Source organism: Mesorhizobium sp. M0491, assembly GCF_040321265.1.
In the GTDB taxonomy this organism is placed as follows: Bacteria; Pseudomonadota; Alphaproteobacteria; order Rhizobiales; family Rhizobiaceae; genus Mesorhizobium.
In genome coordinates this window covers 83,315-109,412 of sequence record NZ_JAMYRE010000007.1, presented here as the reverse complement: position 1 = coordinate 109,412, position 26,098 = coordinate 83,315, and the positions used below count along the sequence as shown (strand labels likewise).

The 26,098-nt window shown below is 62.5% G+C and carries 23 protein-coding genes and 1 tRNA gene; 10 read left to right on the top strand and 14 right to left on the bottom strand.

All coding sequences use genetic code 11. The annotated features are described in order from the left end of the window. Positions 1 to 63: 63 nt before the first annotated feature. The 3 genes from NKI69_RS10960 to NKI69_RS10950 form a co-directional block, all read right to left on the bottom strand. On the bottom strand, positions 64 to 843 hold the full coding sequence (locus NKI69_RS10960; protein ID WP_352721263.1) for a hypothetical protein: 780 nt from the start codon (positions 841 to 843) through the stop codon (positions 64 to 66). A gap of 37 nt (positions 844 to 880) precedes the next feature. Next, positions 881 to 954 (bottom strand) — tRNA-Gln (locus NKI69_RS10955). A gap of 176 nt (positions 955 to 1,130) precedes the next feature. Then, the gene (locus NKI69_RS10950; RefSeq protein ID WP_023810186.1) at positions 1,131 to 2,063 is read right to left on the bottom strand and encodes a lysylphosphatidylglycerol synthase domain-containing protein; all 933 of its coding nucleotides are present in this window, start codon (positions 2,061 to 2,063) and stop codon (positions 1,131 to 1,133) included. Positions 2,064 to 2,455: 392 nt separating this feature from the next. On the opposite strand from NKI69_RS10950, the gene NKI69_RS10945 reads away from it, so the two are divergent. Beyond that, complete coding sequence (locus tag NKI69_RS10945) at positions 2,456 to 3,814, top strand: Ppx/GppA phosphatase family protein (protein ID WP_352721261.1); 1,359 nt, start codon at positions 2,456 to 2,458, stop codon at positions 3,812 to 3,814. A gap of 22 nt (positions 3,815 to 3,836) precedes the next feature. After that, a complete protein-coding gene (locus NKI69_RS10940) occupies positions 3,837 to 4,634 on the top strand; it encodes an RlmE family RNA methyltransferase (RefSeq protein ID WP_352442521.1) in 798 nt (265 codons plus the stop codon). 11 nt (positions 4,635 to 4,645) lie between these two features. On the opposite strand, the gene NKI69_RS10935 is transcribed toward NKI69_RS10940, so the two are convergent. Continuing rightward, the gene (locus tag NKI69_RS10935; RefSeq protein WP_352442523.1) at positions 4,646 to 6,067 is read right to left on the bottom strand and encodes an MFS transporter; all 1,422 of its coding nucleotides are present in this window, start codon (positions 6,065 to 6,067) and stop codon (positions 4,646 to 4,648) included. Between the two features lie 306 nt (positions 6,068 to 6,373). On the opposite strand from NKI69_RS10935, the gene guaB reads away from it, so the two are divergent. The 3 genes from guaB to NKI69_RS10920 are packed head-to-tail and all read left to right on the top strand — an operon-like array spanning position 6,374 to position 8,907. Next, positions 6,374 to 7,876: an IMP dehydrogenase gene (gene guaB, locus NKI69_RS10930; protein WP_127258107.1), complete on the top strand. Its 1,503-nt coding sequence runs from the start codon at positions 6,374 to 6,376 to the stop codon at positions 7,874 to 7,876. Next, positions 7,827 to 8,450, top strand: a complete 624-nt coding sequence (locus tag NKI69_RS10925; protein WP_352721259.1) for a hypothetical protein — start codon at positions 7,827 to 7,829, stop codon at positions 8,448 to 8,450. The genes guaB and NKI69_RS10925 overlap by 50 nt, the downstream gene beginning before the upstream one ends. 37 nt (positions 8,451 to 8,487) lie before the next feature. Next, positions 8,488 to 8,907, top strand: a complete 420-nt coding sequence (locus NKI69_RS10920) for an MAPEG family protein (protein WP_352721257.1) — start codon at positions 8,488 to 8,490, stop codon at positions 8,905 to 8,907. A 50-nt stretch (positions 8,908 to 8,957) separates the two neighbouring features. Here NKI69_RS10920 and rnd read toward each other — a convergent pair whose 3' ends face one another. The 3 genes from rnd to NKI69_RS10905 all read right to left on the bottom strand — a co-directional run bounded on the left by rnd (position 8,958) and on the right by NKI69_RS10905 (position 12,531). Continuing rightward, complete coding sequence (gene rnd / locus NKI69_RS10915; RefSeq protein WP_352721256.1) at positions 8,958 to 10,109, bottom strand: ribonuclease D; 1,152 nt, start codon at positions 10,107 to 10,109, stop codon at positions 8,958 to 8,960. Between the two features lie 78 nt (positions 10,110 to 10,187). Then, complete coding sequence (locus NKI69_RS10910) at positions 10,188 to 11,429, bottom strand: MFS transporter (RefSeq protein WP_023810194.1); 1,242 nt, start codon at positions 11,427 to 11,429, stop codon at positions 10,188 to 10,190. 133 nt (positions 11,430 to 11,562) lie between these two features. After that, a complete protein-coding gene (locus tag NKI69_RS10905; RefSeq protein ID WP_352721253.1) occupies positions 11,563 to 12,531 on the bottom strand; it encodes a DMT family transporter in 969 nt (322 codons plus the stop codon). Positions 12,532 to 12,572: 41 nt separating this feature from the next. Here NKI69_RS10905 and NKI69_RS10900 point away from each other — a divergent pair, with 41 nt between their 5' ends. Next, positions 12,573 to 13,439: a LysR family transcriptional regulator gene (locus NKI69_RS10900; RefSeq protein ID WP_352721251.1), complete on the top strand. Its 867-nt coding sequence runs from the start codon at positions 12,573 to 12,575 to the stop codon at positions 13,437 to 13,439. A gap of 26 nt (positions 13,440 to 13,465) precedes the next feature. Here NKI69_RS10900 and NKI69_RS10895 read toward each other — a convergent pair whose 3' ends face one another. Then, complete coding sequence (locus NKI69_RS10895) at positions 13,466 to 13,804, bottom strand: hemin receptor (protein ID WP_352553995.1); 339 nt, start codon at positions 13,802 to 13,804, stop codon at positions 13,466 to 13,468. Between the two features lie 299 nt (positions 13,805 to 14,103). On the opposite strand from NKI69_RS10895, the gene aspS reads away from it, so the two are divergent. After that, on the top strand, positions 14,104 to 15,894 hold the full coding sequence (gene aspS / locus NKI69_RS10890; RefSeq protein ID WP_023810199.1) for an aspartate--tRNA ligase: 1,791 nt from the start codon (positions 14,104 to 14,106) through the stop codon (positions 15,892 to 15,894). A 112-nt stretch (positions 15,895 to 16,006) separates the two neighbouring features. On the opposite strand, the gene NKI69_RS10885 is transcribed toward aspS, so the two are convergent. Further along, entirely contained in the window at positions 16,007 to 17,104 is a 1,098-nt protein-coding gene (locus NKI69_RS10885) for an aq_1923 C-terminal domain (RefSeq protein ID WP_502900171.1), read from the bottom strand. A gap of 196 nt (positions 17,105 to 17,300) precedes the next feature. Beyond that, positions 17,301 to 17,570, bottom strand: a complete 270-nt coding sequence (locus tag NKI69_RS10880; RefSeq protein ID WP_164893083.1) for a hypothetical protein — start codon at positions 17,568 to 17,570, stop codon at positions 17,301 to 17,303. On the opposite strand from NKI69_RS10880, the gene parC reads away from it, so the two are divergent. Further along, positions 17,526 to 19,778: a DNA topoisomerase IV subunit A gene (gene parC / locus NKI69_RS10875; RefSeq protein ID WP_023810202.1), complete on the top strand. Its 2,253-nt coding sequence runs from the start codon at positions 17,526 to 17,528 to the stop codon at positions 19,776 to 19,778. The two genes, NKI69_RS10880 and parC, sit on opposite strands and share 45 nt — an antisense overlap. A gap of 317 nt (positions 19,779 to 20,095) precedes the next feature. Then, positions 20,096 to 21,310, top strand: a complete 1,215-nt coding sequence (locus NKI69_RS10870; RefSeq protein WP_352721247.1) for an AI-2E family transporter — start codon at positions 20,096 to 20,098, stop codon at positions 21,308 to 21,310. Positions 21,311 to 21,322: 12 nt separating this feature from the next. Here NKI69_RS10870 and NKI69_RS10865 read toward each other — a convergent pair whose 3' ends face one another. The 3 genes from NKI69_RS10865 to NKI69_RS10855 all read right to left on the bottom strand — a co-directional run bounded on the left by NKI69_RS10865 (position 21,323) and on the right by NKI69_RS10855 (position 23,723). Next, positions 21,323 to 22,219: a DMT family transporter gene (locus NKI69_RS10865; RefSeq protein ID WP_023810204.1), complete on the bottom strand. Its 897-nt coding sequence runs from the start codon at positions 22,217 to 22,219 to the stop codon at positions 21,323 to 21,325. Between the two features lie 128 nt (positions 22,220 to 22,347). After that, entirely contained in the window at positions 22,348 to 23,112 is a 765-nt protein-coding gene (locus tag NKI69_RS10860; protein ID WP_023810205.1) for an arginyltransferase, read from the bottom strand. Between the two features lie 140 nt (positions 23,113 to 23,252). Beyond that, positions 23,253 to 23,723 (bottom strand): RDD family protein, encoded by a 471-nt coding sequence (locus tag NKI69_RS10855; protein WP_352442530.1) that lies wholly within the window; start codon positions 23,721 to 23,723, stop codon positions 23,253 to 23,255. 207 nt (positions 23,724 to 23,930) lie between these two features. On the opposite strand from NKI69_RS10855, the gene sthA reads away from it, so the two are divergent. Further along, positions 23,931 to 25,319, top strand: coding sequence for a Si-specific NAD(P)(+) transhydrogenase (sthA, locus tag NKI69_RS10850; protein ID WP_352721245.1), 1,389 nt, complete (start codon positions 23,931 to 23,933; stop codon positions 25,317 to 25,319). Positions 25,320 to 25,344: 25 nt separating this feature from the next. On the opposite strand, the gene NKI69_RS10845 is transcribed toward sthA, so the two are convergent. Beyond that, positions 25,345 to 26,007, bottom strand: coding sequence for an alpha/beta hydrolase (locus NKI69_RS10845; RefSeq protein ID WP_352721243.1), 663 nt, complete (start codon positions 26,005 to 26,007; stop codon positions 25,345 to 25,347). Positions 26,008 to 26,098: the final 91 nt, after the last annotated feature.

Genomic DNA, 26,098 nt, shown 5'->3' with positions numbered 1-26,098 from the left:
ATTCAAGTTTGGGCTGTTGTTCTAGATATTGCCACCACTGCTAGCTGGTCCTTACGCGGCGCTTCATTTTTGCCAGCCGGCTAGCTCTGGCAGGTCGTCGAGCCAACTTTTTTCCGTCATCAAGACATCGCCGGGCTGCGGGTCAGTGGCGTTTTGAATGAGCCAGTCCATCCACTTCCGATAGGCAGCCGGGTCCAACTGAGGCGGCAACACCTTGGCCTTGGCCAGCATGCGTTTGCGGAAACTCACCTGCCTGCGGAGTTTGGTCGTCGTGAATTTGATGGCCTTGCCCTGGTATTCGACCGTCCAGCGCTCATCGCCATGGCTGGTCAGCCTGTCGATGGCGAAACCGACGTCCACCGGCCTATCCCGCCACGGAAGCTCGATGGCATTCTTCCTCAGATCGAGTGCCCATCGCCTGTAGTCGGTTCCGGCACGCTGGGGCGGCAGCACCCCAGCCTGTTCGAGTATCTTCCTGCGGAAGGTCGGCTGCTTCTTGAGCTGGCCTGTCGTCAGCTCGACGCGATGCCCACGGAATTCGACATGCCATCGGATCCTCCCATTGCCGAAATACTTCACCAGCCTGTCGATGACGAACTCGTCATCGGAGAGCGTCAAGCAGCCCTCCTTGATGCTTTCGAAAATGTACTGGCTGTCAGTGAGCATGACGCGGCATTGTGCTGGAACCTTCATGAAGCTTAGCGAGTAGCACGCGCCGGCGGCAACGATCTTTTTCGCTCCGGGAATCTCGACCGGCTCAATTGCGGGCAACTGCGGGTAGCGCCCGTAAAAGCCCGGTACTGTGCGTAACTGACATAGCGATGCAGATGAAAACGATGCCAAATTGGCGTGCTAAATCATCGGTTTGCTTGTGGGATTTTGGCTGGGGAACCTGGATTCGAACCAGGACTAACGGAGTCAGAGTCCGTGGGTCTACCGTTAACCTATTCCCCAGCAGGCGCGGTCATGAACCGTGCGGGCCGAGCGGGCAAGCCGCTGTGAGCGCTGCCTTGTAGCCGCCAGCGGAAAATAGTCAAGCCTGCTCTGTGGTTCAATGGCAGGTTTCGTCAGGTGATTTCAGACACCACTCTTCAGATGCCGGCGCGCGGCCCCCAGTCCAATCCCGCGCCTCAAGGCTCCGTCCGGCTGAACTGCGAGCGTTCGAAGAACAGCACCACCCCCAGGCCCAGAATCAGCGGGATGATCAGGTAGAACAGCCGGAACACCAGCAGCGCCGCCAGCACGCCGACCGGATCCATGTCCGACAGGCCGGCGAGAAACACCACCTCGAACACGCCGAGCCCGCCCGGCGCATGCGAGATCTGTGCGATCGAGAAGGAGACGAGGAAGACGCCGAGAATGACGAAATAACCGGGATTGTGGGCTGCTGGCAGGGCAAAGAAGATGATCGCGGCGGCGGCCAGCAGTTCGATCGGGCCGATCAGCAACTGCCGGGCGACGATCGGCAGCGCCGGATAGTGGAGCTGAAAGCTGGCGATCTTCAGCGGGCGCAGATGCAGCCAGCTGCCGAAGACATAGGCGGCGACGAGCAGCAGCATCGCGATACCGGCCGCTTCCGACAGGCCATGATGAGCGATGCCGGAAAACCGGTCGAGTACCTCTGGCTCGAACACCAGAACGAGGCCAGAGGCGAGAATCGTCGATAGCACGAAGGTGATCCAGCAGATCGCCACCAGCACGCCGACATCCTGACCGGTCAGGCCTCTGGTGCCGTAGGCGCGATAGCGGATGACGGCGCCGGAAAACACCGAACCGCCAATGTTGTGCGACAGCGCATAGGTCGTGAAGGAGCACAGCGTGACGAACAGCCACGACACGCGCTTGCCGATATGCAGGAGCGCGATGTGGTCGTAGCCGGCAAGCGAGGCATAGGCGATGACCGAACACAGCGCGGCAAGGACCCAACCCCGGGTCGGAATGGCCGTGATACCGTCCCAGACGTCGTCGAGGGAAACGCCGCGCAGTTCGTGCCAGAGCAGCAGCAGCGAGAAGATCACGGCGGCGATGCCGACAACCGGCCAGAAATAGCGTCTCCAGTTCATTGCCTGCCAATTCATTGCCTGACTGCCATGCGTTGCGGGGCCGCTTCCTTTTCCGTGGCTGGTGGGAGGCCGGCTTGCCGGATTCTTCCGCTCATTTCAGAAATGCCTCATCGAAGCCGGCTATTCAACCGCGAACCCTTGTCGCAGCGGCGGCCGGCAAGATTTGTCCGTCGTGAGCGGCCGAAAGAGATGCCGGCAGGCGTAGCGCCGGCATCTGCGGCGTGCGGGTTCATTACGCGGCCGCACCGGAACGGCGGTTTGCGGCCTGCCGGCAAAATTCGGCACGCGGCTCTTGGTGATCGGGCGCGGCGCTGTTAGTCTGGCGGCAACTTAAAACACTGAAGCGCCTGCTGCGTCCATCATAGGTTCGCGCGGCGCCGGAAGGAACGACAGTGGAAGACCACGACACCGGCGCCGGCGCGCCGGAGGTGGGCGTGTCCAGCGCTTCCCAGCGGTCGGCTGGCCCGGGGAACGCAAGCTGGCAGCAACGTCGCCCGACGGAGCTCCGCTCCGCGGACGGGCAGGCGGGCGACGCACCCCACAAAGGCAAGCCCAAGAAGCGGCGCAAGCGAAGGCGCGGGCGCAAGGTTTTTGCGCGCGACGAGGCACGTCCCACGGAGAATCGATCGCCGGCGCCGGGCAAAGCCGGTGTCCCGGCGGCGGAGTCCCACAGACCGGCGGAATCGGTGGTCTCGCCCGCCGCTGTAGTGCCACGGCCGGAACAGAGCGCCCGTCGGCCGCCGGTCCAGGAGCTTCCGGTGTTTGCGGCGCTTGACCTCGGCACCAACAATTGCCGGCTGCTGGTGGCCGTGCCGACGCGGCATGGCCAGTTCCGCGTCATCGACGCTTTTTCTCGCATCGTCCGGCTGGGCGAGGGGCTCACCGCCAATGGCCGGCTCGGCCAGCCGGCGATGGACCGCGCGGTCGAGGCGCTGAAAATCTGCGGCGACAAATTGCGCAACCGCAAGATCAGAAAAGCCCGGCTGATCGCCACCGAGGCCTGCCGCACGGCCGAAAACGGCGTCGAGTTCATCGACCGTGTCGAACGCGAGGCCGGCCTGAAGCTTGAGATCATCGACCGCCAGACCGAGGCGCGGCTGGCGGTGTCCGGCTGCGGCTCGCTGGTCGAGCGCGACACTCAAGGCGTCGTCCTGTTCGATATTGGCGGTGGTTCGTCGGAAATCGCGCTCATCGATCTCGCAGGCCGCCGTTCGCCAAGGCTGGCCAATCACATCGTGTCGTGGACGTCGCTGCCGGTCGGCGTCGTCTCGCTGGCCGAGCGCTTTGGCGGTCGCACGGTGACGCGCGAGATCTTTGCCGCCATGGTCGACGACGTTGCCGGCCGGCTGGCCAGCTTCGACGGTCGCGATCGGCTGAGCCATCTCAAGGCCAGCCCGAATTTCCATCTGCTGGGTACGTCAGGCACTGTGACGACGCTGGCCGGTGTCCACCTTGAGCTCGAGCGCTATGATCGCCGCCGTGTCGACGGGCTGTGGATGGACCGCGACAGCGTCGATCGCATGGTCGAAAGACTGGTTGGCTGGGATTTCCAGCAGCGCTGCGCCAACCCTTGCATCGGTGCCGATCGCGCCGATCTGGTGCTGGCCGGCTGTGCTATCCTCGAAGCAATCCGCGGCGTGTGGCCGTCCGAGCGGCTGCGAGTCGCCGATCGTGGCCTGCGCGAAGGTATTTTGAGCGAACTGATGGCCGATGATGGCGTCTGGCGCAACGATGGGCGTGGCAGAGCGTGAGCCCGAACCGAAGAAATAAGCAATGACGAAGAAACCGGAAAAACCAGGGTCCGCCAGCATTCGTGTGCTGAAGACGCGGATCAAGAAGAAGAGCGGGCTGAAGGAATCGTCGCGCCGCTGGCTGCAGCGCCACATCAACGATCCCTATGTCCAGCGCTCCAAGGCTGACGGCTATCGCTCGCGCGCGGCCTACAAGCTGATCGAGATCGACGACAAGCATCATCTGCTGAAACCCGGCATGAAGGTGATCGATCTTGGTGCGGCCCCCGGCGGCTGGTGCCAGGTTGCGGCCGCGCGGACGAAATCGACGGCCGACAAGCCGCATGTCATCGGTATCGATTATCTCGAAATGGACGCCGTGCCCGGCGCGCCGGTGCTGTTGATGGATTTCCTCGATCCGCTGGCGCCGCAGAAGCTGGCCGAGGCGTTGGGCGGGGATCCCGATATCGTGCTGTCCGACATGGCGGCACCGACCACCGGCCACAAGCGGACCGACCATATCCGCACCATGCATCTGTGCGAGGTGGCAGCCGATTTCGCGCTGTCGGTGCTGAAGCCGGGCGGGCATTTCCTTGCCAAGACCTTCCAGGGCGGCGCCGAAAACGAACTGCTCTCCATGCTCAAGAAGAACTTCCGCTCCGTGCATCACGTCAAGCCGCCGGCGTCGCGGGATGAATCGGTCGAGCTCTATTTGCTGGCCAAGGATTTTAAAGGGCGAGAGGCCGGTCCGCCGCCAGGCGGATCGGAACGTCCAGTGGACGTTCCGAAGGACTCGAGCGCCCGGAGCCATAGCGAGGGGCCGGAGGACGACGAAACGTAAAGCCAGCCGCATCAATTGCCGGGCGGGCTCACCGTTTCCAGCGTCTTGGGCACGGTCAGCCGGCCATGGCCCGAGATGGCGTTGCCGGCATCGGGCGCCAGCCGCATGAACGACAGGGACGCGGCGGCGGAAATCGCCGCGACGACGAAGAACGCGGTGTGGAAATCCGCCAGTGTCAATGACCTGTCGTTCAGGCTCGTCGATACTTCCAGGATTCCGCCGGCCAGCGCCACGCCGAGCGCGACCGACAACTGCTGGAACACCGCTGTAATCGGCGTCGCCTTGCTGGTGTCTTCAGCCGAAACCTCGGCATAGGCGAGCGCATTGACGCCAGTGAAGAACATCGAGCGGATGAAGCCGCCGACGAGCAGCATGGCCAGCATCAAGAGATAGGGTGTGTCGGGTGTGAACAGGCCGTTGATGGCGATCGAGGCGGCGGCGACCAGCGAACCGACAACCAGAACGCGGCGGAAGCCAGCGACGCGGAAGATCAGCGCGGTGACGAATTTCATGCCGATGGCGCCGATTGCAGAGACGAAGGTGATCATGCCGGACTGGAACGGCGTCAGCCCAAAGCCGATCTGGAACATCAGCGGCAGCAGGAACGGCACAGCACCAATGCCGATGCGGAACAGCCCGCCGCCAAGCACCGAGGAGCGGAACACCTGGTTGTGGAACAATTCGAGCGCCAGCAGCGGGTTTTTGGCGTGGCGCGCATGCAGCAGATAGAGCGCGCCCGATACGAGGCCGACCGCTACGGTGAGGACACCGACGATTGGCGGCAGATAGGGCAAGCTGACCACCGACAGGCCGAACACCACGCCGGATGCCGCCAGCCCGCTCAGCACGAAGCCGATGAAATCAAGTGGTGGGGTCTGCGCGGGTTCGGTCTCCGGCAGGAAACGCGTCGCCAGCCAGATGCCGATCAGACCGATCGGCACATTGATCAGGAAAATCCAGTGCCAGGTGAAGTAGGTGGTGATGAAGCCGCCGACCGGCGGGCCCACCAGCGGTCCGACCAGCGCCGGAACGGTCAGCCAGGACATCGCCGCGACGAGTTCGCTTTTCGGTGTCGCGCGCACCAGCACCAGCCGCCCGACCGGCGTCATCATGGCGCCGCCGATGCCTTGCAGGAAGCGCGACACCACGAAAGCCGGCAGTGAACCGGAGAGGGCGCAGGCGATCGACCCGACGATGAAGACCGCGATCGCGGCGCGAAAGATATTCTTGGCGCCGAAACGGTCTGCCATCCAGCCGCTGATCGGAATGAAGATCGCCAGCGATACCAGATAGGCAGTCAGCGCCAGCTTGAGCGCGATCGGGCTGGTGTGGATGTCGACGGCGATCGCCGGCAGCGATGTCGCGATGACGGTCGAATCCATGTTTTCCATGAAAAGGGCGACCGCCAGTATAAGCGGAATGGTGCGGTTCAAGGAACGCGTCCAGACTTGAATGTTGCGTTGCCGGTTGCATGTCGGCCTTGAGGCGGGCGGTTACCATGCCTTCGCCGGCATGTCGCATTAATTTGCTGTCACTTTTGTGCGACCGGCAACCACAGGTCGCATCCCTTCGCCGAAAAGTCACCTTTCCGGGAGCGTGAAATCATCGGCTTTTCATCGGCGCCCGGACGTGGTACCAGCCAGCGCCAATCCTGAAAGGGAAGAAACGAGTCGGCGCTGTCCATTCCGGTCCAGCGCTTTTTTGTATTCCCCCACCGCGTTTATATCGAGGGACTGGCTATGGCAAAAATCATCGAAACGTCCACCGGCGCATTGGCGCTGACCTTTGACGACGTGCTGCTGCAGCCCGGTCATTCCGAGGTCATGCCCGGCGAAACCGATGTACGCACCCGCATCGCCGGCGACATCGACCTCAATGTGCCGATCCTGTCGGCGGCTATGGACACCGTCACCGAGGCGCGGCTTGCCATCGCCATGGCCCAGGCCGGCGGCATTGGCGTCATCCACCGCAATTTCTCGCCGGCCGAACAGGCCGAGCAGGTGCGGCAGGTCAAGAAATTCGAGTCCGGCATGGTGGTCAATCCCGTTACCATCGGCCCCGACGCGACGCTCGCCGACGCGCTGGGCCTGATGCGCAGCTATTCGATCTCGGGCATTCCGGTGGTCGAGAACGGCGGCAGCGGCGGTCACAAGATCGGACGGCTGATCGGCATCCTGACCAATCGCGACGTGCGCTTTGCGTCCGATCCGGCGCAGAAGGTCCATGAACTGATGACCCGTGACAACCTGATCACAGTCAAGGAGAATGTCGACCAGGACGAGGCCAAGCGGCTTCTGCATCAGCACCGCATCGAAAAACTGGTGGTCGTCGACAGGCAGGGCAATTGCGTCGGATTGATCACCGTCAAGGACATCGAGAAGTCGCAGCTCAACCCGCACGCCAGCAAGGACTCGCAGGGCCGCTTGCGTGCCGCCGCCGCCACCAGCGTTGGCGATGACGGTTTCGAGCGCGCCGAACGCCTTATCGATGCCGGCGTCGACCTTCTGGTGATCGACACCGCGCATGGCCACTCGCAGCGCGTGCTCGACGCTGTCACGCGGGCGAAAAAACTATCCAACTCGGTCCGCATCCTGGCCGGCAACGTCGCCACCGCCGCGGGCACGCAGGCGCTGATCGACGCCGGGGCGGACGCCGTCAAGGTCGGCATCGGTCCGGGTTCCATCTGCACCACCCGCATCGTTGCCGGCGTCGGCGTGCCGCAGCTTTCCGCCATCATGTCGGCTGTCGAGACGGCGCACAAATCCGGCGTCTCGGTGATCGCCGATGGCGGCATCAAATATTCCGGCGATCTTGCCAAGGCGCTGGCCGCCGGCGCCAGTGCCGCCATGATCGGCTCGCTGCTGGCTGGAACCGACGAAAGCCCTGGCGAGGTCTATCTGCACCAGGGCCGCTCCTTCAAGGCCTATCGGGGCATGGGCTCGGTTGGCGCCATGGCGCGCGGCTCCGCCGATCGCTACTTCCAGGCCGAGGTGCGCGACACGCTGAAACTGGTCCCTGAAGGCATCGAGGGGCAGGTTCCCTACAAAGGACCTGTGTCTGGGGTGTTGCACCAGCTTGCAGGCGGGCTGAAAGCCGCTATGGGTTATGTTGGTGGCCGTGATCTTGCCGATTTCCGCGAGCGCGCCACTTTTGTGCGCATATCCAATGCCGGACTTCGTGAAAGCCACGCCCATGACGTCACGATTACCCGCGAAAGCCCGAACTATCCCGGCGGAGCCTGACCAGTACGGGATCGGGCGGAACCTGACGGCAACGATCCTGCGGCTATCGCGCCACGCAGGCGCGCTCTGTTTCCTGTCGGTGGTGGTTTTCATCGCCATGACGGCGCTGGAATTCTTCTATTTCCGCCAGTTGAGCGGCGGCTTGCCGTCACTCGACATGCGCATTTTAGGGTTTACGCCGGACGAAGGCATGGCCTGGCTGACGGCGCTCGGCCGGCGCGGCGGCGAGATCATTCTCGTCTGGCATTATCTGACCTTCGATCTGTTGCTCCCGGCGCTGTTGTCGGTCACGCTGGTCAGCCTCATCCTGGCCACCGGCCGGCGATTGAAGGCTTTCCGCGTGCTGCCGGCGCAGCTGCAGTCGATTTTCGCGTTGGTCCTGGTGCTTCCCTACACGCTTGCACATTACGTTCAGAACTTTGCGGTGGCGCGGCTTCTGTCCGATTTCCTGTCGGCCAACCCTGACTCGCTGTCTTTCGCCTCGGCGCTCACCGTTACCAAATTCGCGCTTTTCGCTATACCGGTGATCGTCATTGCCGCCTTCTGGCTGGCAGGCCAGAAACGCCAGGCCTGATGCCGCGCGGAAAGCACAGCCGGGTAGGGGACACTTGATGAACCAGACCACGATCTTCTGGCCTGTTCTGGCGCATGTGCTGCTGATCTACATCGTCTACTGCGTGTTGGGTCGCCGCAGATACGGCGCAGTCAGGTCAGGCGAGGCGAAACCCGGTCAGTTCAAGGTGCGTTCGACCGAGCCGGCCTCCAGCGTCACCGTTGCCGCCAATCTCACCAACCAGTTCGAATTGCCGGTGCTGTTCTATGTGCTGTGCCTGACGCTGCACCTGACCAACGGCGTCAACTATCTGACCCAGGCGCTGATGTGGATTTTCGTCGCGTCGCGCTATTTCCATGCCTGGATTCACCTGACCAGCAACAATCTGCTGCTGCGCAGCCGGTCATTCTTCGTCAGTGCGGTGATTCTTCTGCTGGGATGGATCTGGTTCGCGCTGCACCTGCTCGGCGCGGTCTGAGCAGAGCAGCTCTCCCTTCCCCATTTGCGGGAGAAGGAAAGAACGCTCGTCTACAGATCGAACACCGCTATCTTGCGTTTATCGAACTTGATGCCGATCTCGCCGCGCACCAGCTTGAGCGCGGCCTCGCCGAACACCGCGCGGCGCCAGCCCTGCAGGGCCGGTACGTCGGCTTCCTCGCCCTCGGCGGCGATACGGTCGATATCGTCGCTGGAGGCCAGCACCTTCGAGGCGACGCCTTCCTTTTCGGCGACGATCCGCAGCAGCACCTTCAACAGTTCCGCCGCGGCGCTCGAGCCCTCGGGCGGCTGGAAACTCTTTGGCAATTTCGGCATCTGCTCCTTGGGCAAGGCAAGTGCGGTGTTGACCGCGCCGAGCAGCGCCGTTGCCGTCGACGAGCGCTCCCAGCCCTTCGGTGTCGTGCGCAGCTTGCTGAGGGCTGCCGTGTCGCGCGGCGCCTGCTGCGCCACCTCGTAGATCGCGTCGTCCTTGAGCACGCGGCCGCGCGGGACGTCGCGTTCGCGCGCCTCGCGCTCACGCCACGCCGCAACGCCCTGCACGATCGCCAATTCCTGCGGTTTGCGCAGCCGCATCTTCAGCCGCTTCCAGGCGTCCTCGGGATGCGGATCATAGGTTTCGCGTGAGGTCAGCACCTCCATCTCCTCGTTGAGCCAATGGGCGCGGTTTTCCCGCTCCAATTCGGCGCTGAGGTGCTGATAGACCTCGATGAGATGCGTGACGTCGGCCAGCGCGTAGTCGAGCTGCTTGTCGGAAAGCGGCCGGTGGCGCCAGTCGGTGAAGCGCGACGACTTGTCGAGCCGCGCGCCGGTAATGCGCTGCACGAGCTGATCGTAGGAAACACTGTCACCGAAGCCGCAGACCATCGCCGCCACTTGCGTGTCGAACACCGGATGCGGAACCAGATCGCCGAGGTGGACGATGATTTCGATGTCCTGCCGCGCGGCGTGGAAGACTTTGACCACCGCTTCATTGGCCATCAGCCTGAAGAACGGCTTCAGGTCGATATCGGGCGCCAGCGGATCGATCAGCGCCGTCACGCCGGGTGCGGCCATCTGGATCAGGCACAGGATCGGCCAAAAGGTCGTTTCCCGAATGAATTCAGTGTCGACGGTGACGAAATCCGACTTTTCGAAAGCGGCGAGAACGGTCTCGAGTTCTTTCTGGGTGGTGATGACGTTCATCAAATCGCTTTTGACAGGAGTAAGGTCTTCCTAGATTTCAGCCGCCGGGGCTTTCGTCAAGCTTTGGCACCGCCATCATCAGGTTCCCGGACCATCGGAATCGTCGTTTCTCCTGGCCAGCCGCGCGAAAACCGTCGAAGTGCGCAGGAGCGCGGTGAAGCGGCCGCGCCTGCCTGCCGGCACACCGGACCGGGCCTGCATGCGGTAAAGGATGACGGCGATGAAGATCGCATAGACCACCGCGCTGAATACAAACAGGGCGCCCGGTCCGAAATACTGCATTGCCGTCGAGGCGGCGAACGGGCCGCCAATCGCGCCGAAGGAATAGAACAGCATCAGCGCCGCGTTGATCAGTACGAACTCGCCCGTGTCGGCGCGGTCGTTTGAATGCGCCGCCGACAGCGAATAGAGCGGCATGGCGAAACAGCCGAAGATGAAGATGAAGATGAAGTTGAGCGCCGGATTGCTGCCGGCGATGAACACCAGCGCCAGCGCCGAGAACATCGCGCAGCACGTCGTCATCAGCAGCACCCGGCGCCGGTCCCAGCGGTCGGAGAGGTAACCCAGCGGATACTGGATGATGGCGCCGCCGAAAATGCCGACGCTGACGAAGGTGACGACATCGGCGACCGACATGCCGATCTGCTCGGCATAGACCGGCGACAGGGTGCGAAAGGCGCTGTTGGTGACGCCGACGGCGATACAGCCGAAGCAGCCCAGCGGCGAAATCCGCCAGACGCGCGCCAGGTCGAGCTTGACCTCTTCGGGTGGTGCCGGGTTGGAGCGGTCGCCGAGCGACACCGGCACCAGCGACAAGGTGATCATCATCGACATGATGGCGAAGATGGCGAAACCGCCGGCGCCGAAGACCGGGATCAGGAACTGGGCTGATGTCACCGAACCGATGTCGACCATCCGGTAGATCGCCAGCACGCGTGCCCGGTCGTGATTGCCGACGCCGGAATTCAGCCAGCTTTCGACGATGGTGAACAGCCCGGCGAAGCAGAAGCCGCCGGCAAGGCGCACCGCGCACCACATCACCGGATCGATGACCAGCACCAGGAGCAAGGTGCCGACCGAGGCGATTGCCGCCAGCGCCGAAAACGCCCTGATATGGCCGACCGCCTTCATGATGCGAGTGATGGCCAGGCAGCCGAGCAGGAAGCCGGCGAAGTAGAAGGTGCCCATCAGGCCGATGTCGGAAGCCGAAAACCCTTCCTGCGCGCCGCGCAGCGCGATCAGCGTGCTCTGCAGCCCATTGCCGCCGAGCAAAATGCCGGCGGCGAGAAGGAGCGGGATCATCGGGCGGATGGAGGACATGAAGAGGCGATCACGTGTCGGTGATCCCTTCTTGGACCATCACCCTGGCCAACGCCAGCAGCAATTCCCTGCGCCAACAGGGATGATCGCTGTATTCGCCTGGATTCGTTTCCGCGTTTTGCTTGGTCAGCGCTCAAAGCTGCCTTCGACGTGACTGCCGATCGTCGGGCCACAGGCTGAGCCGCTCGGCTGCTCCCGTTGCGATGCCTATTCCTGCGAGGACTGCCACCAGCCCGACAATCAGGTTCGCGCTTACCTGTTCGCCCAGGAAGACAACACCAAAGATCGATGCCGTCACCGGATTAACCGCAACGGAGACGGCAACCAGTGTCGGCGACGCGCGCTCGAGCGCGAATGCCCAGAGGAAGAAAATGAAGGCGCCGCAAATTATGGCCAGATATGCGCTCGCGATCCACTGAGGTGCGCTGAGAGTGGCAAGTCGCGCGAAGCCTCCGTTCGAAACCACCAGGACCGATAGGCAGACCGCGCCCACGCCCATGCCAAACGCCACGAACGGGATTGGCGCGGTGCGGGATAGAAATGGTCTCGACCAGACGTTGTAGAGCGCCATGCAGAAAGCGGCCGCGACCATGAGAAGATCTCCGCGCCAGGCACCTGGGGGAGCAGTCGTCAGGCTCGTGCCGAGCGCTACGGCCACCCCTGCCATTGCGATCAGGACACCGACGATCTTGCGGATGGTCGGCGGCTCGATCCTCAGAACTGCCGCGGCAAGCATTGTGAGCAGAGGCAGTGTCGAAAGCGCAAGCGCACCTCGCGCGGCCGTTGTGTAGACAAGGGCTCCATTGAAGAGCACCGGAAACAGCCCGAAGAACAGAAGACCCAATGCACCAGTGCCGAGCCAGTCGCTCTTCGGCGGCCACCTGTCTCGTCGCCAGAGAGCTACGGCGGCCAAAACCAGAAAGCCGCCGCCGAACCGGACCGCACCGATAACGAGAGGATCGAGCGTGCCCGCGAGATATCGCGTTGCGCCAACGGCGGTACCCCCAAAAGCGCTGGAGAGAATCGCGGCGAGCACTCCTGTGATTTCCATGGTTCCTGACCTTGCCAACTCTGAACCACGGATATCGGGCAGGCGGGCCATAAGGAATCGAATAAGCTCAATGAGTTTGATAACATTCCACTATGAGCATCCCGAATCTCGATCCGGACCTTCTGCGGGCCTTCGTCGTCGTTGCCGAGCGCCTCTCGTTTACGCGAGCCGCCGAGCAGCTCAATAGAACGCAGGCGGCCGTCAGCTTGCAGGTGAAACGTCTTGAGGAGCGCATCGAGACCATCTTGTTCCGGCGCTCGACAGCCCGCGTTGAACTCACCGCCGCCGGGGAGGGCTTTCTGATCGATGCCCGCCGCATACTTGCTCTCAATGAGCAGGCGATTGCGCGTGTTTCCGGTCAGCAGGTGGCCGGACAGGTTCGCATCGGGGTCATGGAAGATTATGGCACCAAGATCCTGCCGCGCCTCCTTTCTGGCATCGCCGAGCGATTTCCGTTGGTGCAGGTCGAAATGGAGATCGGTCTCACCGCCCGGCTCCTGAAACGGCTTGGGTCGTCGTTCGACGCCGTCATCGCCATGCACCCGGAAGGCACAACCGAGGGGGATCTGATATGCCGCGAAAGGGCGATTTGGGCGGCGGCGGCGACGCGAGCCGTCGAGGAACTCGATCCGTTGCCGGTCGCTCTGTCGAGCCCCGATTGCCTGTTTCGCTCCTGGGCCATTGAGGCGCTCGACAAGGCAGGCCGGCCATGGCGTTTGGCCTATGTCAGTCCAAGCCTTTCAGCCACGGAGGCAATTGTCGAACAGGGACTGGCGGTCACCGTGGTCAAAGGCAGCATGCTTGCGCCTGGCCTGCGCGGCATCCATCCCGGCCGATATCTGCCGCCGCTGCCCGGAGCGGAGATCCGCCTTCATCGGGCCGAAACGTCTTCCGCCAGCGCCGTGCTGGTAATCGATCACCTTGCTCATCGCCTCCTTCTATCGGCGCTGGGCTCATAGGGCTATCCGAACTCGGAAGCAGTCGGTCAATCCCGGCTGGAATTTTGCATTTTCCGCGATGCGGCATGGATGACGAACGCTTCAATATCTTCCTTTGAGTAGCCGAGAAGCGTGCCTTCAAGTCTCGCCAGATCGTTCGATGTGAACGCGTCGAAGGCTTCTCCGCTGCGGCACATCCGGGACATCAGTAGGCTGAGCTTGCAGCGCCATTCCTCCGTCGGCAGGCAGTAGCAGCGTTCTTCCACGGACGTTTTGGGGTCAACCTGGGAAAACTTAAGGATGCGGCCTTCCTCGACAAACGGCCCGAAATCCGCGTCACCGATATCTTCGGCGCTCATGTTCGGCTCGGCCGCGAATGCAGCCATTGGCTTGTCGCCTCGAAGCATCAATTCCAACTCGCGGCCATTGTGTGGTCCGATCCCCTTTGGGCGAGCACGTTCAGGCACAAATCATCTCCAAATCGTGTGATGGCCGTATGGTCGCAAGTAACACTGCCAGCGGCAATGCCCGACGGTCGGCCCTGGCGCGAACTCTGAAGGTCGGACCAAGAGGCAATCGAGTGTCCGCTTGCCTTGACAAATCCGGCCTCCCATGCGCTTTTCGCGCAAATTTCAGGCCGGGCGGTGATGCTTCGGCCCCAGCACCCCGGACTTTACCAATGACAATGCACCGTTACCGCAGCCATACCTGTGCCCAGTTGAGGAAGAGCGACGTCGGCTCGACCGTTCGCCTGTCGGGCTGGGTGCATCGCGTGCGCGATCATGGCGGCCTGCTCTTCATCGACCTGCGCGACAATTATGGCCTGACCCAGATCGTCGCCGATCCGGATTCGCCTGCCTTCAAGGTCGCCGAAACCGTGCGCGGCGAGTGGGTCATTCGGGTCGACGGCGAGGTCAAGGCGCGCTTGCCCGAGACCACCAACGCCAATTTGCCGACCGGCGAGATCGAGATATTCGCCCGCGAGATCGAGGTGCTGTCGGCGGCCAAGGAATTGCCCCTGCCGGTGTTCGGCGAGCCCGACTATCCCGAGGATATCAGGCTGAAATACCGTTTTCTCGACCTGCGCCGCGAGACGCTGCACAAGAACATCATTGCGCGGACAAAAATCATCGCCGAAATGCGCAAGCGCATGGGCGATGTCGGCTTCACCGAATTCTCGACGCCGATCCTGACTGCCTCGTCGCCGGAAGGCGCGCGCGACTTCCTGGTGCCGTCGCGCATCCATCCCGGCACCTTCTACGCGCTGCCGCAGGCGCCGCAGCAATATAAGCAGCTGATCATGGTGTCGGGTTTCGACCGCTATTTCCAGATCGCGCCCTGCTTCCGCGACGAGGACCCGCGCGCCGATCGTCTGCCCGGCGAATTCTACCAACTCGACCTCGAAATGAGCTTCGTCGAGCAGGACGACGTGCTGTCGACCATGGAACCTGTCATGCGCGGGGTCTTCGAGACCTTCGCCAACGGCAAGCCGGTGACGCAGAAATTCCAGCGCATTCCCTATGATGTCGCCATGCGCAAATACGGTTCCGACAAGCCGGACCTGCGCAACCCGATCGAGATGCAGGCCGTTTCCGACCATTTTCGCGATTCCGGCTTCAAGGTGTTCGCCAACATCCTGGCCAACGACCCGAAGGCCGAAGTGTGGGGCATTCCCGCCAAGACCGGCGGCAGCCGCGCCTTCTGCGACCGCATGAATTCCTGGGCGCAGGGCGAGGGCCAGCCGGGGCTGGGCTATATCTTCTGGCGCAAGGAGGGCGACAAGCTCGAAGGCGCCGGCCCGCTCGCCAAGAACATCGGCGAGGAGCGCACCGAGGCGATCCGCCTTCAGCTCGGCCTTGCCGATGGCGACGCCGCCTTCTTCGTTGCAGGCGACCCGAAGAAGTTCGTCTCCTTTGCGGGGGCTGCGCGCACCCGTGCCGGCGAGGAGCTGAACCTGGTCGATCGCGAGCGTTTCGAACTGTGCTGGATCGTCGACTTCCCGTTCTTCGAGTGGAACGAGGAAGAAAAGAAGATCGACTTCGCCCACAACCCGTTCTCAATGCCACAAGGCGGCATCGATGCGCTGAATGGCGAGGACCTGCTCGGCATCAAGGCGTTCCAGTACGACATGGTCTGCAACGGGTTCGAGATCGCCAGCGGCGGTATCCGCAACCATCTGCCCGAAACCATGGTCAAGGCGTTCGAGACGGTCGGGCTGGATCGCGCCACGGTCGAGGAGCGCTTCGGCGGCCTCTATCGTGCCTTCCAGTATGGCGCGCCGCCGCATGGCGGCATGGCCGCCGGTGTCGACCGCGTCGTCATGCTGCTGCTCGGCGCCAAGAACCTGCGTGAGATCACCATGTTCCCGATGAACCAGCAGGCCTACGATCTGTTGATGAACGCACCGTCGGAAGCGAGCCCGCAGCAGCTTCGCGAGCTGGCGCTGCGCGTTGCCGTGCCCAAGAAGGACGCCTGATCGCGCTTCGGGCGATGCCTTAAAGAACCGCCCGAACCGATTCTTTCGATTCGCTAATCCCGACAAAAAAAGCCCGGCATGCCGGGCTTTTCGCATACTGAGATCGCTTCGATCAGTCTTCGTTGGCCTTGACGGTGACGCCGAGCGTCTTCGGCAGGTCGAGCGGGTTGGACATGGCGCCCGCCATGATCAGTGCGAACGGCACGGATGCCGGCGGCTCGGCCGAGATTTCGAGGCTCTTCGGATCGTCGAGGAATTTGCTGACCGCGGCCGTAACCTGCGCCGTCAGTTCTGGGTTGTTGAGCTGCGCCATGCCGAACGGCACTATCGCCTTGGCCTGGTTGGCGATGTCCTTGCCGGACATGCCTTGCTGCTTGCCGACATAGTCCAGCACCTTGTTGGTCAGCGAATCGTCGTCGAAGCGGATCGAGGCGCTGTTGAACGAAAGCTGCTGCAACAGGCCGAGCATGGCCATGCCTTGCGCCGAATTGTCGGCCCCTTCAGGCTGTGCCGCCATCTTCTTCTGCATTTCCTGCAGCGACTTGATAAATTCCAGCGTGTAGCCGCCGAGATTGAAGGTCATGCCGAGCGTGCCGGCATTCTCGACCGAGATGTCGTATTTCGACAGTTCCATCTTGCCGTCCGTGGGCTGCCAGGTGCCGGCCATTTCGAGATTGCCCGCGATGTTCTGGTAGCCGAGCGCGTTGATGACTTCCTTGGACTTGGGATCGTCCACCAGCGTCAGGTCGGCGTTGAATTTCTCCGTGGTGGCGGTGAATTCCATTGCCTTGCCGTCCGCCGGCGGCGTGATTTCGATGGCAAGCCCGTCCATCGAGAAGGCGGTCTTGTCGGCGACCTTGACGGTCATGTTCGAGAGTTCGGCGGACTTGTACATCATCAGCGAGCCGAGCGGGCCGGTGGCGCCGTCGGCCGGAACTGTCATGTCATGGATGACGAAGGGGCTGAGGTCGAGGGTGACGCCGTCCTTGCTGTGTGTGAAGGCAGCCGTCGATACGGTGGCGATGTCATAGCCGCCATTTGCCTCGGTCACACCTTCGAGTTTGACGTCGCCGATGGGAAGCGCTTCCTTCTCCGCCGCCGGTTTGATGGCAACGCCCTGCAGCACCATGCTGGTGTTGTCGCCGGTCACGCCGGTCCAGGTGATGTCGACACCTTGTGCGACAAGCGCGGCCTTCAGCCGGTCGGCCACTGCCGTATCCTGTGCGAGGGCCGCATTTAGCGGCAGCGTGAGCAAGAAGGTCGAAAGGGCTAATTTCCTAAGAGTTGAGCGTTTGATTGTCATCGCAAGGTCCCTGAGAGTGTCCTGAAATTGTTTTTTCAATTATTTGCGCCATCACCATTCCGTGACGAACTGGACCGGAAAAAGGCGTGTCCCGGCACAATGGTCAAAAATCGCGGTGAAAGGCAAACCTGATCCCGCCGTCTTTGCGCAAACCGGTGAATTTGTCATGAAGAGCCGATAGCCGGATATCGTCACGCTTGGCCATAGAACCCGCATGTAACAGCCTGATGTTGGCCGACATCCCCCGCGGTGCGGTTTCATGTTGCAGAAGGGCCGGTATCTCTGTCGGGCTCTTGCCGCGAATCACCCGCTCGGCTAGTCCGAGCCCATGGGAAAAAGGCTTTTGCCGCCTGAAAATGGCGGTGGCGATCATATCGAGCCGGTCGATCTGAAGAAGGCGCTGGAAGAGCGCTATCTCGCCTATGCGCTGTCGACCATCATGCACCGGGCGCTGCCCGACGTGCGCGACGGACTGAAGCCGGTCCATCGCCGCATCATGCACGCCATGCGCCTGCTGCGGCTCAACCCCGACCAGGGCTTTGCCAAATGCGCCCGCATCGTCGGCGAGGTGATGGGCAAGTTCCACCCGCATGGCGACCAGTCGATCTATGACGCGCTGGTGCGGTTGGCGCAGGATTTTTCGATGCGCTATCCCCTGGTCGACGGGCAGGGCAATTTCGGCAACATCGACGGTGATAACGCCGCCGCCATGCGCTACACCGAAGCGCGCATGACCGATGTGGCGACCGAACTGTTGTCCGGCATCACCGAGGATGCCGTTGATTATCGGCCGACCTACAATGAAGAAGACGAGGAGCCGGTGGTTTTGCCCGGCGCCTTTCCGAATCTGCTGGCCAACGGCTCGTCCGGCATCGCGGTGGGCATGGCGACATCGATCCCGCCCCACAACGCCGCGGAGCTTTGCGATGCCGCACTTCACCTGATCGAAAACCGGGACGCGCCGGTGGCGAAGCTGATGGACTTTGTCCAGGGGCCGGATTTCCCGACCGGCGGTATCATCGTCGACAGCCGCGCCTCGATCCTCGAAGCCTACGAAACCGGCCGCGGTGGCTTTCGCGTGCGCTCGAAGTGGTTCCAGGAGGACCAGGGCAGGGGTACCTGGAGCATCGTCGTCACCGAAATTCCCTATGGCGTGCAGAAGGCGCGGCTGATCGAGAAGATCGCCGAGCTGCTGATGGCGCGCAAGCTGCCGCTGCTCGAGGACATCAGGGACGAAAGCGCCGAGGACATCCGCGTCGTGCTGGTGCCGAAGAGCCGTTCGGTCGACCCCGGCATCCTGATGGAATCGCTGTTCAAGCTCACCGAACTCGAAAGCCGCTTCCCGCTCAACATGAATGTGCTGTCGCGCGGTAAGGTGCCCAATGTGCTGTCGCTGAAGGGCGTGCTGCAGGAATGGCTCGAGCATCGCCGCGACGTTTTGGTCCGCCGCTCGAAACACCGCCTCGGTGAGATCGAACGGCGCCTGGAAATCCTTGCCGGTTACCTGATCGCCTACCTCAACATCGACGAGGTGATCAGGATCATCCGCGAGGAGGATGAGCCAAAGCAGGTCATGATGGCCCGTTGGTCGCTCACCGACACCCAGGCCGAAGCCATCCTCAACATGCGGCTGCGCGCTTTGCGCAAGCTGGAAGAATTCGAGATCCGCAAGGAATTCGACGGACTGAGCGCCGAGAAGAAGCAGATCGAGGCACTGCTTGCTTCGAACGAGAAGCAGTGGGCGACGATCAAATGGGAAGTCACCAACATCCGCGACAAGTTCGGTCCGGAGACCGAACTCGGCAAGCGCCGCACCCAGTTCGCCGACGCGCCCGAGCATGATCTGACCGACATCGCACATGCCATGATCGAGCGCGAGCCGGTCACCGTCGTCGTCTCGGAAAAGGGCTGGCTGCGGGCGATGAAGGGGCATCTGGCCGATCTCTCGACGCTGACCTTCAAGGAGGGCGACAGCCTCAAGCTCGCCTTCCATGCCCAGACCACCGACAAGGTGCTGGTCTTCACCACCGGCGGCAAATTCTACACCATCGGCGCCGACCGGCTGCCTGGCGGGCGAGGCCATGGCGAGCCGATCCGCATCATCGTCGACATGGACAATGACCAGGACATCGTCACCGCCTTCGTTCACGACCCAAAGCGCAAGCTGCTGCTGGCCTCGCACGACGCCAACGGTTTCATCGTGCCGGAGGAGGAAGTCGTCGCCAACACCCGCAAGGGCAAGCAGGTGATGAACGTCAAGGCGCCGGACGAAGCCAAGCGCTGCATCCCGGTCACCGGTGACCATCTCGCCATCGTCGGCGAGAACCGCAAGATGCTGGTGTTCGCGCTCTCCGAGATTCCGGAAATGGGCCGCGGCAAGGGCGTGCGGCTGCAGAAATACAAGGATGGCGGCCTTCTCGACCTCAAGCCGTTCACGCTGGAGACCGGCCTATCCTGGCAGGATTCGGCCGACCGCACTTTCATCCGGTCGCGTGAGGAACTGACTGAGTGGATCGGCGCCCGCGCCTCAGCCGGACGCATGGTGCCGAAGGGATTCCCGAGGACGGGGAAATTTGGGTAGCGGCAGTTTTCAGGTTTGAAAATCTCAGGCGCTAGCAATCCTTCACACCCCCCTCTGTCCTGCCGGACATCTCCCCCGCAAGGGGGAGATCGGAAGCTTCGCCCTTTCTGCCCGCTTTCCAATGTTGGCGATTTGCGAAAGCCGACATGACAGCCAATCTCCCTCCTTGCGGGGGAGATGTCCGGCAGGACAGAGGGGGGTGCTGGCCCGCGGCGACGCCAATGGCGCGCGCAACTCCATCACCATTTGGACTATCGTCACGATTGCTGCACTATATCAGTGCATAGACAGGAGGGGTGTTTGGGAGAGCCAGGCGTTTGAAGGAAGCAAAAGTCCAGAAACCGGAACGGCAGCAACGCCTGTTCGGCCTGTCGACGCCGCTCAGGTCCGCCGTCATCCCGCCGCTGTCGGCGGCGCGCTGGCTGCTGGTGCTGATCGTCGCCGCCGGCGTTTATTTCTTCCACGGCTTCCTGTTTCCGGTGCTGGCGGCGCTCGTCATCGCTTTCGCCAGCTGGCCGCTCTACCGCCGCCTGCTTGTCGCGGTCAGTGGCGACCGCACCATCGCCGCGACCTTAGCCATCCTCTTCATCCTCGCCTTCCTGGTGATCCCGATCGCGCTCGCCGGCACCTATGCGATCAACGAGGTCCGCGAATGGGTCGCCTGGGCGATCGAGACCAACCGTCATGGCGCGGTGACACCGCACTGGATCGCCACGCTGCCTGTCGTGGGCGAGTGGCTGAACCAGCAGTGGACGACCAATTTCGGCCATCCGGGCGGCATTGGTGAACTGATCCAGCTGGTCAGCGGCGCCAATATCGGCAGCATCTATCGCGGTGTGCTGGCGGCCGGCGGCAGCGCTTTCGGCCTGCTGTTGACGCTTTTGTTCATGATGATCGCGCTGTTCTTCGCCTATCGCGACGGCGAGCATTTTGCCGGCCAGGTCGACCGTCTCGGCGAGCGCATCCTGCCGACCAGATGGGAGCGGATCTCGCGCGTCGTGCCGGCAACGATCTCGTCGACGGTGACCGGCATGACGGTCATCGCCATCGGCGAAGGCCTGGTGCTGGGCATTGCCTACTGGCTGGCCGGCGTGCCGTCACCGGTAACACTCGGCGCCCTGACCGGCGTCATGGCGCTGATCCCCGGCGGTGCACCGCTGTCCTTCACGCTGGTCTCGATCTACCTCGCCGCCAGCGGGTCGCCGATGGCCGGGCTGGCGCTGTTCATCTGGGGCGCGGTCGAGCTGTTCATCGTCGACAAGACATTGCGCCCGAAGCTCGTCGGCGGGCCGATAAAACTGCCCTTCCTGCCGACTTTTTTCGGCCTGATCGGCGGCGTCAAGACCATGGGGTTTCTCGGCCTGTTCATCGGCCCGGTGCTGATGGCGCTGCTGGTCGCGATCTGGCGCGAATGGCTGCGCGAGGTCGAACTGGCCGACGACATCATCCCCGGCTCGCCAGCCGAAATCGAAGCCGGTCCGCAAATCGAGGCCCTGCCGGAACCTGACGTGGCGAAGAAGGCCAGCGCCTGATTTCAACACACCTCAGACCGGATGTTGCACCGCAAGGTCGCCACGCCGCTTGCGTCCCTCGTGAAGTTGCCACAGCGAATGCGCGACCAGTGTGACGATCAGGATCCCGCCGCCGATCAGACTGTTGCGCGTCGGTGTTTCGGCAAAGATCATCCACACCCAGACTGGCGCCAGCACGGTTTCAAGCAGGTAGAACATCGCCACTTCAGGGCCCGAAATGTATTTCGGCCCGGTGGCAAGGCAGAAGAATGCTATCGGCATGATGACGGCGCCGTTGAGGATGATCCACCATGGCGCCTCCACCTGAAAGCCGGTCTTGGAGACCATGAACGCCGCCAGCCCTAAAGGCAGGACGACGCCGATCAGTGAGGTAAAGCCCATATCCTTGCCGCTGGCGCGCGAGATGGTGATGGCGCAGGCGATCAAAAAGGCCGAACACAATGCCATCAGGTCGCCGAACAGATGTCCGGTGCCGACGGAATCGCCGACGATGATGACGACGCCGACAATCATCATGGCCAATGCCGCAAGGGTCAGCGGCCGCGGCCGCTCCTTCAGGAACACCCATGAAAGCAGCGCGGCGAACATGGTTGTGAAGGCCAGGATGAACACCAGGTTGGCGGTCGAGGTGTTGTAGACGCCTGTGATGAACGCAATCGCGCCGAGCCCGTAGATCGCGGCAACGATCAGGCCCGACCAGCCAGGTATCAGCTGCGGCGCATTCTTGCTGAATGAGCGCCAGATGGTCCACATGATCAGTGCCGCGGCCAAGGTGCAGCCGGTGCGCAGCAGCAAGATTGTCCACGCCTCGCCATGGGCGAGCCGGATCAGCGGGATATCCACGGTCAGCGTCAGCCCGCCAAATGCGGTGAGCAGAAGTCCTTTGGTGTGAGTATCGTGAGACGACATGCAGCGACTTTCACAATGAATTCGGGAGAGGATGGCGGACCGGCGCAATCTCACGCTCTCCGCCACCAGCGGAAAGACCAGCATCGTCTCGATTGAAAATGTTTAAGCCCGGACTTGGGAAAGACTAATCAGCGCGCGACCGCTTCGTTGGTGTAGCGCTCCCAGCCCTTCGGGCCGAGATGCTCCTGCGGCATGAAGCGCATCTTATAATTCATCTTGCGCGAGCCGTTGACCCAGTAGCCGAGATAGACATGGGGCAGGCCCATCGCCCTGGCGCGGGCGATGTGGTCGAGGATCATGAACGTGCCGAGCGACCGTTCCTCGAAATCGGGATTGAAGTAGGAATAGACCATGGACAGGCCGTCGGCCATCTTGTCGGTGAGCGCCACCGCGATCAGCTCGCCCTGTCCCTTGCCGGTGATGAACGTATCGGGTCCACGCCGCCGGTACTCGATCACCTTGGTGTCGACATGGGTATCCTCGACCATCATCGCATAGTCGAGCACCGTCATGTCGGACATGCCGCCACGGCGGTGGCGGGCGTCGAGATAGCTGCGGAACAGGGAATATTGTTCGGTCGAAGGCTCGGCATTGTGCATGTGGCCGACGAGGTCGGAATTGTGCTGCAGCACGCGCTTCATGTTGCGGCTGGCGACGAATTCCTGGGCGAGGATGCGTACCGAAACGCAGGCGCGGCAGGTCTCGCAGGCCGGCCTGTAAGCGATATTCTGCGAGCGCCGGAAGCCGCCTTGCGTCAAGAGGTCGTTCATCTCCGCCGCCTTGTCGCCAACCAGGTGCGTGAACACCTTGCGCTCGAACTGGCCGTCGAGATAGGGGCACGGCGATGGCGCGGTCAGGAAGAACTGCGGCGACTGGGTCGGATGCTGCGTCATCGAGCCTTGGAAACACTCCTTCGAATCGCTCTACCTTTGGCGCGGACGGCGAAAAATTCAACAGGATTGTGTGGGCGTGGTCGACTCGACGCCTTCACATTTGTGCTCAATCAGTTGCGACTGCTCTTCAGAGGGCCGTTTCAGCGGTCGGTGCGGCTGACGACCGTGCCAAGCAAAAGATCGTGCAAGGTGCGCTTGCGGTCGGAAAACAGCGTCACCAGCAGGACGAGCGGCGACAGGATGACATTGCCGGCCCAGAACAGCACCGAATGGACGACCGCGGTGAGGCCGTCGATCGGCCTGCCGTCGAGCCGGTCAAGGCGGATGCCCATCATCTTCATGCCCGTGGTGGCCTGGTCGGTGCTGCCCAGCGTGTTCCAGATGTAGAGGATGGCGACGGCCGGTACCAGGATGCCGAACAGCATCCAGCCAAGCCCGAGGGTCAAAAGCCCGAGGAAGAACACCAGAATGGCAAACGGAATGGTAAGCAGCGCGACGATGACATAGTCGATTACGAAAGCCAGAATGCGCTTCGTGCGCACACCGTCATAGGCCCTGACATCGTCGAGCCTACTGGTGATGATTTCGCCGTCGAGAACGCGCGCGTCCATGTCATTTCCTCGTAACAGGTCCGACATAGGGTGCGGACCGCTCAGCCATGAAATGGTGAAGGCCTGTGGCGGAATCAAGATCGGGCTTCTTGCGGTGCGCCGGCCTTCAAGGCGCCAGGCGCAATCTGAACCGGTTGAATTTGCGGCGCGGATAGCATTAGCTTGCTGCGGCGCAGCAAAAGCGCACATGGCAGGGGACGGGGCAATATGGACTACGACATGCTGGTCATCGGCAGCGGCCCTTCCGGTCGCCGGGCCGCGGTGCAGTCGGCCAAGCTCGGCAAGTCGGTGCTGGTGGTCGATCGCGGCCGGCGTCTGGGCGGTGTCTCGGTGCATACCGGCACCATCCCGTCGAAAACGCTGCGCGAAACTGTGCTCAACCTTTCGGGTTGGCGTGAGCGCGGCTTCTACGGGCGCGGCTACCGGGTCAAGCAGGATATCTCGGTCGGCGATCTGGTCGAGCGCCTGCACAAGACGCTCGACCATGAGGTCGAGGTGCTGCAGCACCAGTTCATGCGCAACACGGTCAAGAGCGCCCGGGCTGCGGTGAAATTCCTTGGCCCCGACAAGGTCAGCCTGACCACCGACACCGGCGATTACAGCGAGGTCGGTTTTGCCAATGCGCTGATCGCGGTCGGCACCAGGCCGCACCGGCCGCGCGACGTGCCTTTCGACAAGACCCGCGTCTTCGACAGTGACGAGATGCTGGAGCTTGATCGCTTGCCGCGCACGCTGACCGTGATCGGCGCCGGCGTCATCGGGGTCGAATATGCCACGATCTTTTCCGCGCTTGACGTGCCGGTAACCTTGGTCGAGCCGCGCAACTCCATCCTCGATTTCGTCGACCGCGAGATCGTCGACGATTTCATTCACCAGATGCGCGATCGTGGCATGACCATCCGGCTGGGCAGCGCGGTCAAGGAAATCCGCTCCAAGCCTGATGCCGCCGAGGTGGAACTGGCCGATGGCCGCACTATCCGTTCCGAGGTCGTGCTCTACGCCGCCGGTCGCACCGGCAATGTCGGCAGCCTGGGCCTCGATGTGGTCGGTATCGACGCCGATTCCAGGGGCCGTATCAAGGTCGATCCGCATACGTTCCAGACCAGAGTGCCGAACATCTACGCCGCCGGCGACGTCATCGGCTTTCCGAGCCTGGCCTCGACGTCGATGGAGCAGGGCAGGGTGGCCGCCTGCCATGCCTTCGGCGTGCCTTTGCCGCCGCCACCAGAAACATTCCCCTATGGCATCTATGCGGTGCCGGAAATCTCGACGGTTGGCCAGTCCGAGGAACAGGTGCGTGAAAGCGGTGCGGCCTATGAGGTCGGCGTAGCGCGCTTTCGCGAAACCTCGCGCGGCCACATCATGGGCGTCAACACCGGTTTCCTGAAGCTGCTCTTTTCGATCGAAACGCGCCGTCTGCTCGGCGCGCACATCATCGGCGAGGGCGCCACCGAGCTCATCCACATCGGCCAGGCGGTGATCAATCTCGGCGGCACCGTCGACTTCTTCGTCAACAACACCTTCAACTATCCGACGCTTGCCGAAGCCTACAAGATCGCCGGACTGGATGCCTGGAACAGGATGGGACGAGGGTAGGCGGCTGGTCATGCTGGTGAGTCCGTCAACCTGCCTGCGCCGCCGATCCCGGCCGCCATTGCCTGACGATTGCGGCGTCGGCGCTGCCGAATTCATGACCTGACGGGACAATCCTGGCGTCGATCTCGGCGCCATGCCGGCTGAGCAATGTCACCAGAGCAGGGGCGAAAGGCGCATAGGTGAGGTCGGTGGCGCCGGCGATCATCAGCACCCGCACCTTTGACAGATCCGTCGCCGGCACGTCATCGAGCACCGGCATCGGCCGCAGCAGCGCGGCGCGCTCGACAAGGCCCGGATGCAGCAGCATCAGGCTCGAAACCAGATTGGCACCGTTCGAATAGCCGAGGAAAATTGTGCGCGAGAGGTCGAGATGGTGATGTGTGGCCGCGTCGGCGACGAAGCCCGCAAAGGCCTCGGTTTCGGTGCGGATGCTTGCCTGTTCGAAGCGCGTCGGCGTGATGCGCGCGAACCAGCGGAAACCATCCTCCTGGACAACGCGGCCGCGCACCGCGATGAGCGTGGCACGCGGTGCGATCTCTCGCGCCAGCGGCACCAGTGTCGTCTCGTCGACACCCGACCCATGCAGCAGGAAGAGACATTCGCCGGTTGAATCCGCCGGGCTGTAAAGCCGGTAGCTGAAGGCGAGATCACGCCCCAGCGCACCATCTTGTGAGGTCTCTTCGATCATCGCGCATCCTCTTGATTATATGAGGTTTCGCTCAATTTGCCGGCTTCAAAACGCAATATTTTCAAGCTCCGCGAAAGTTGATTGAACCGGG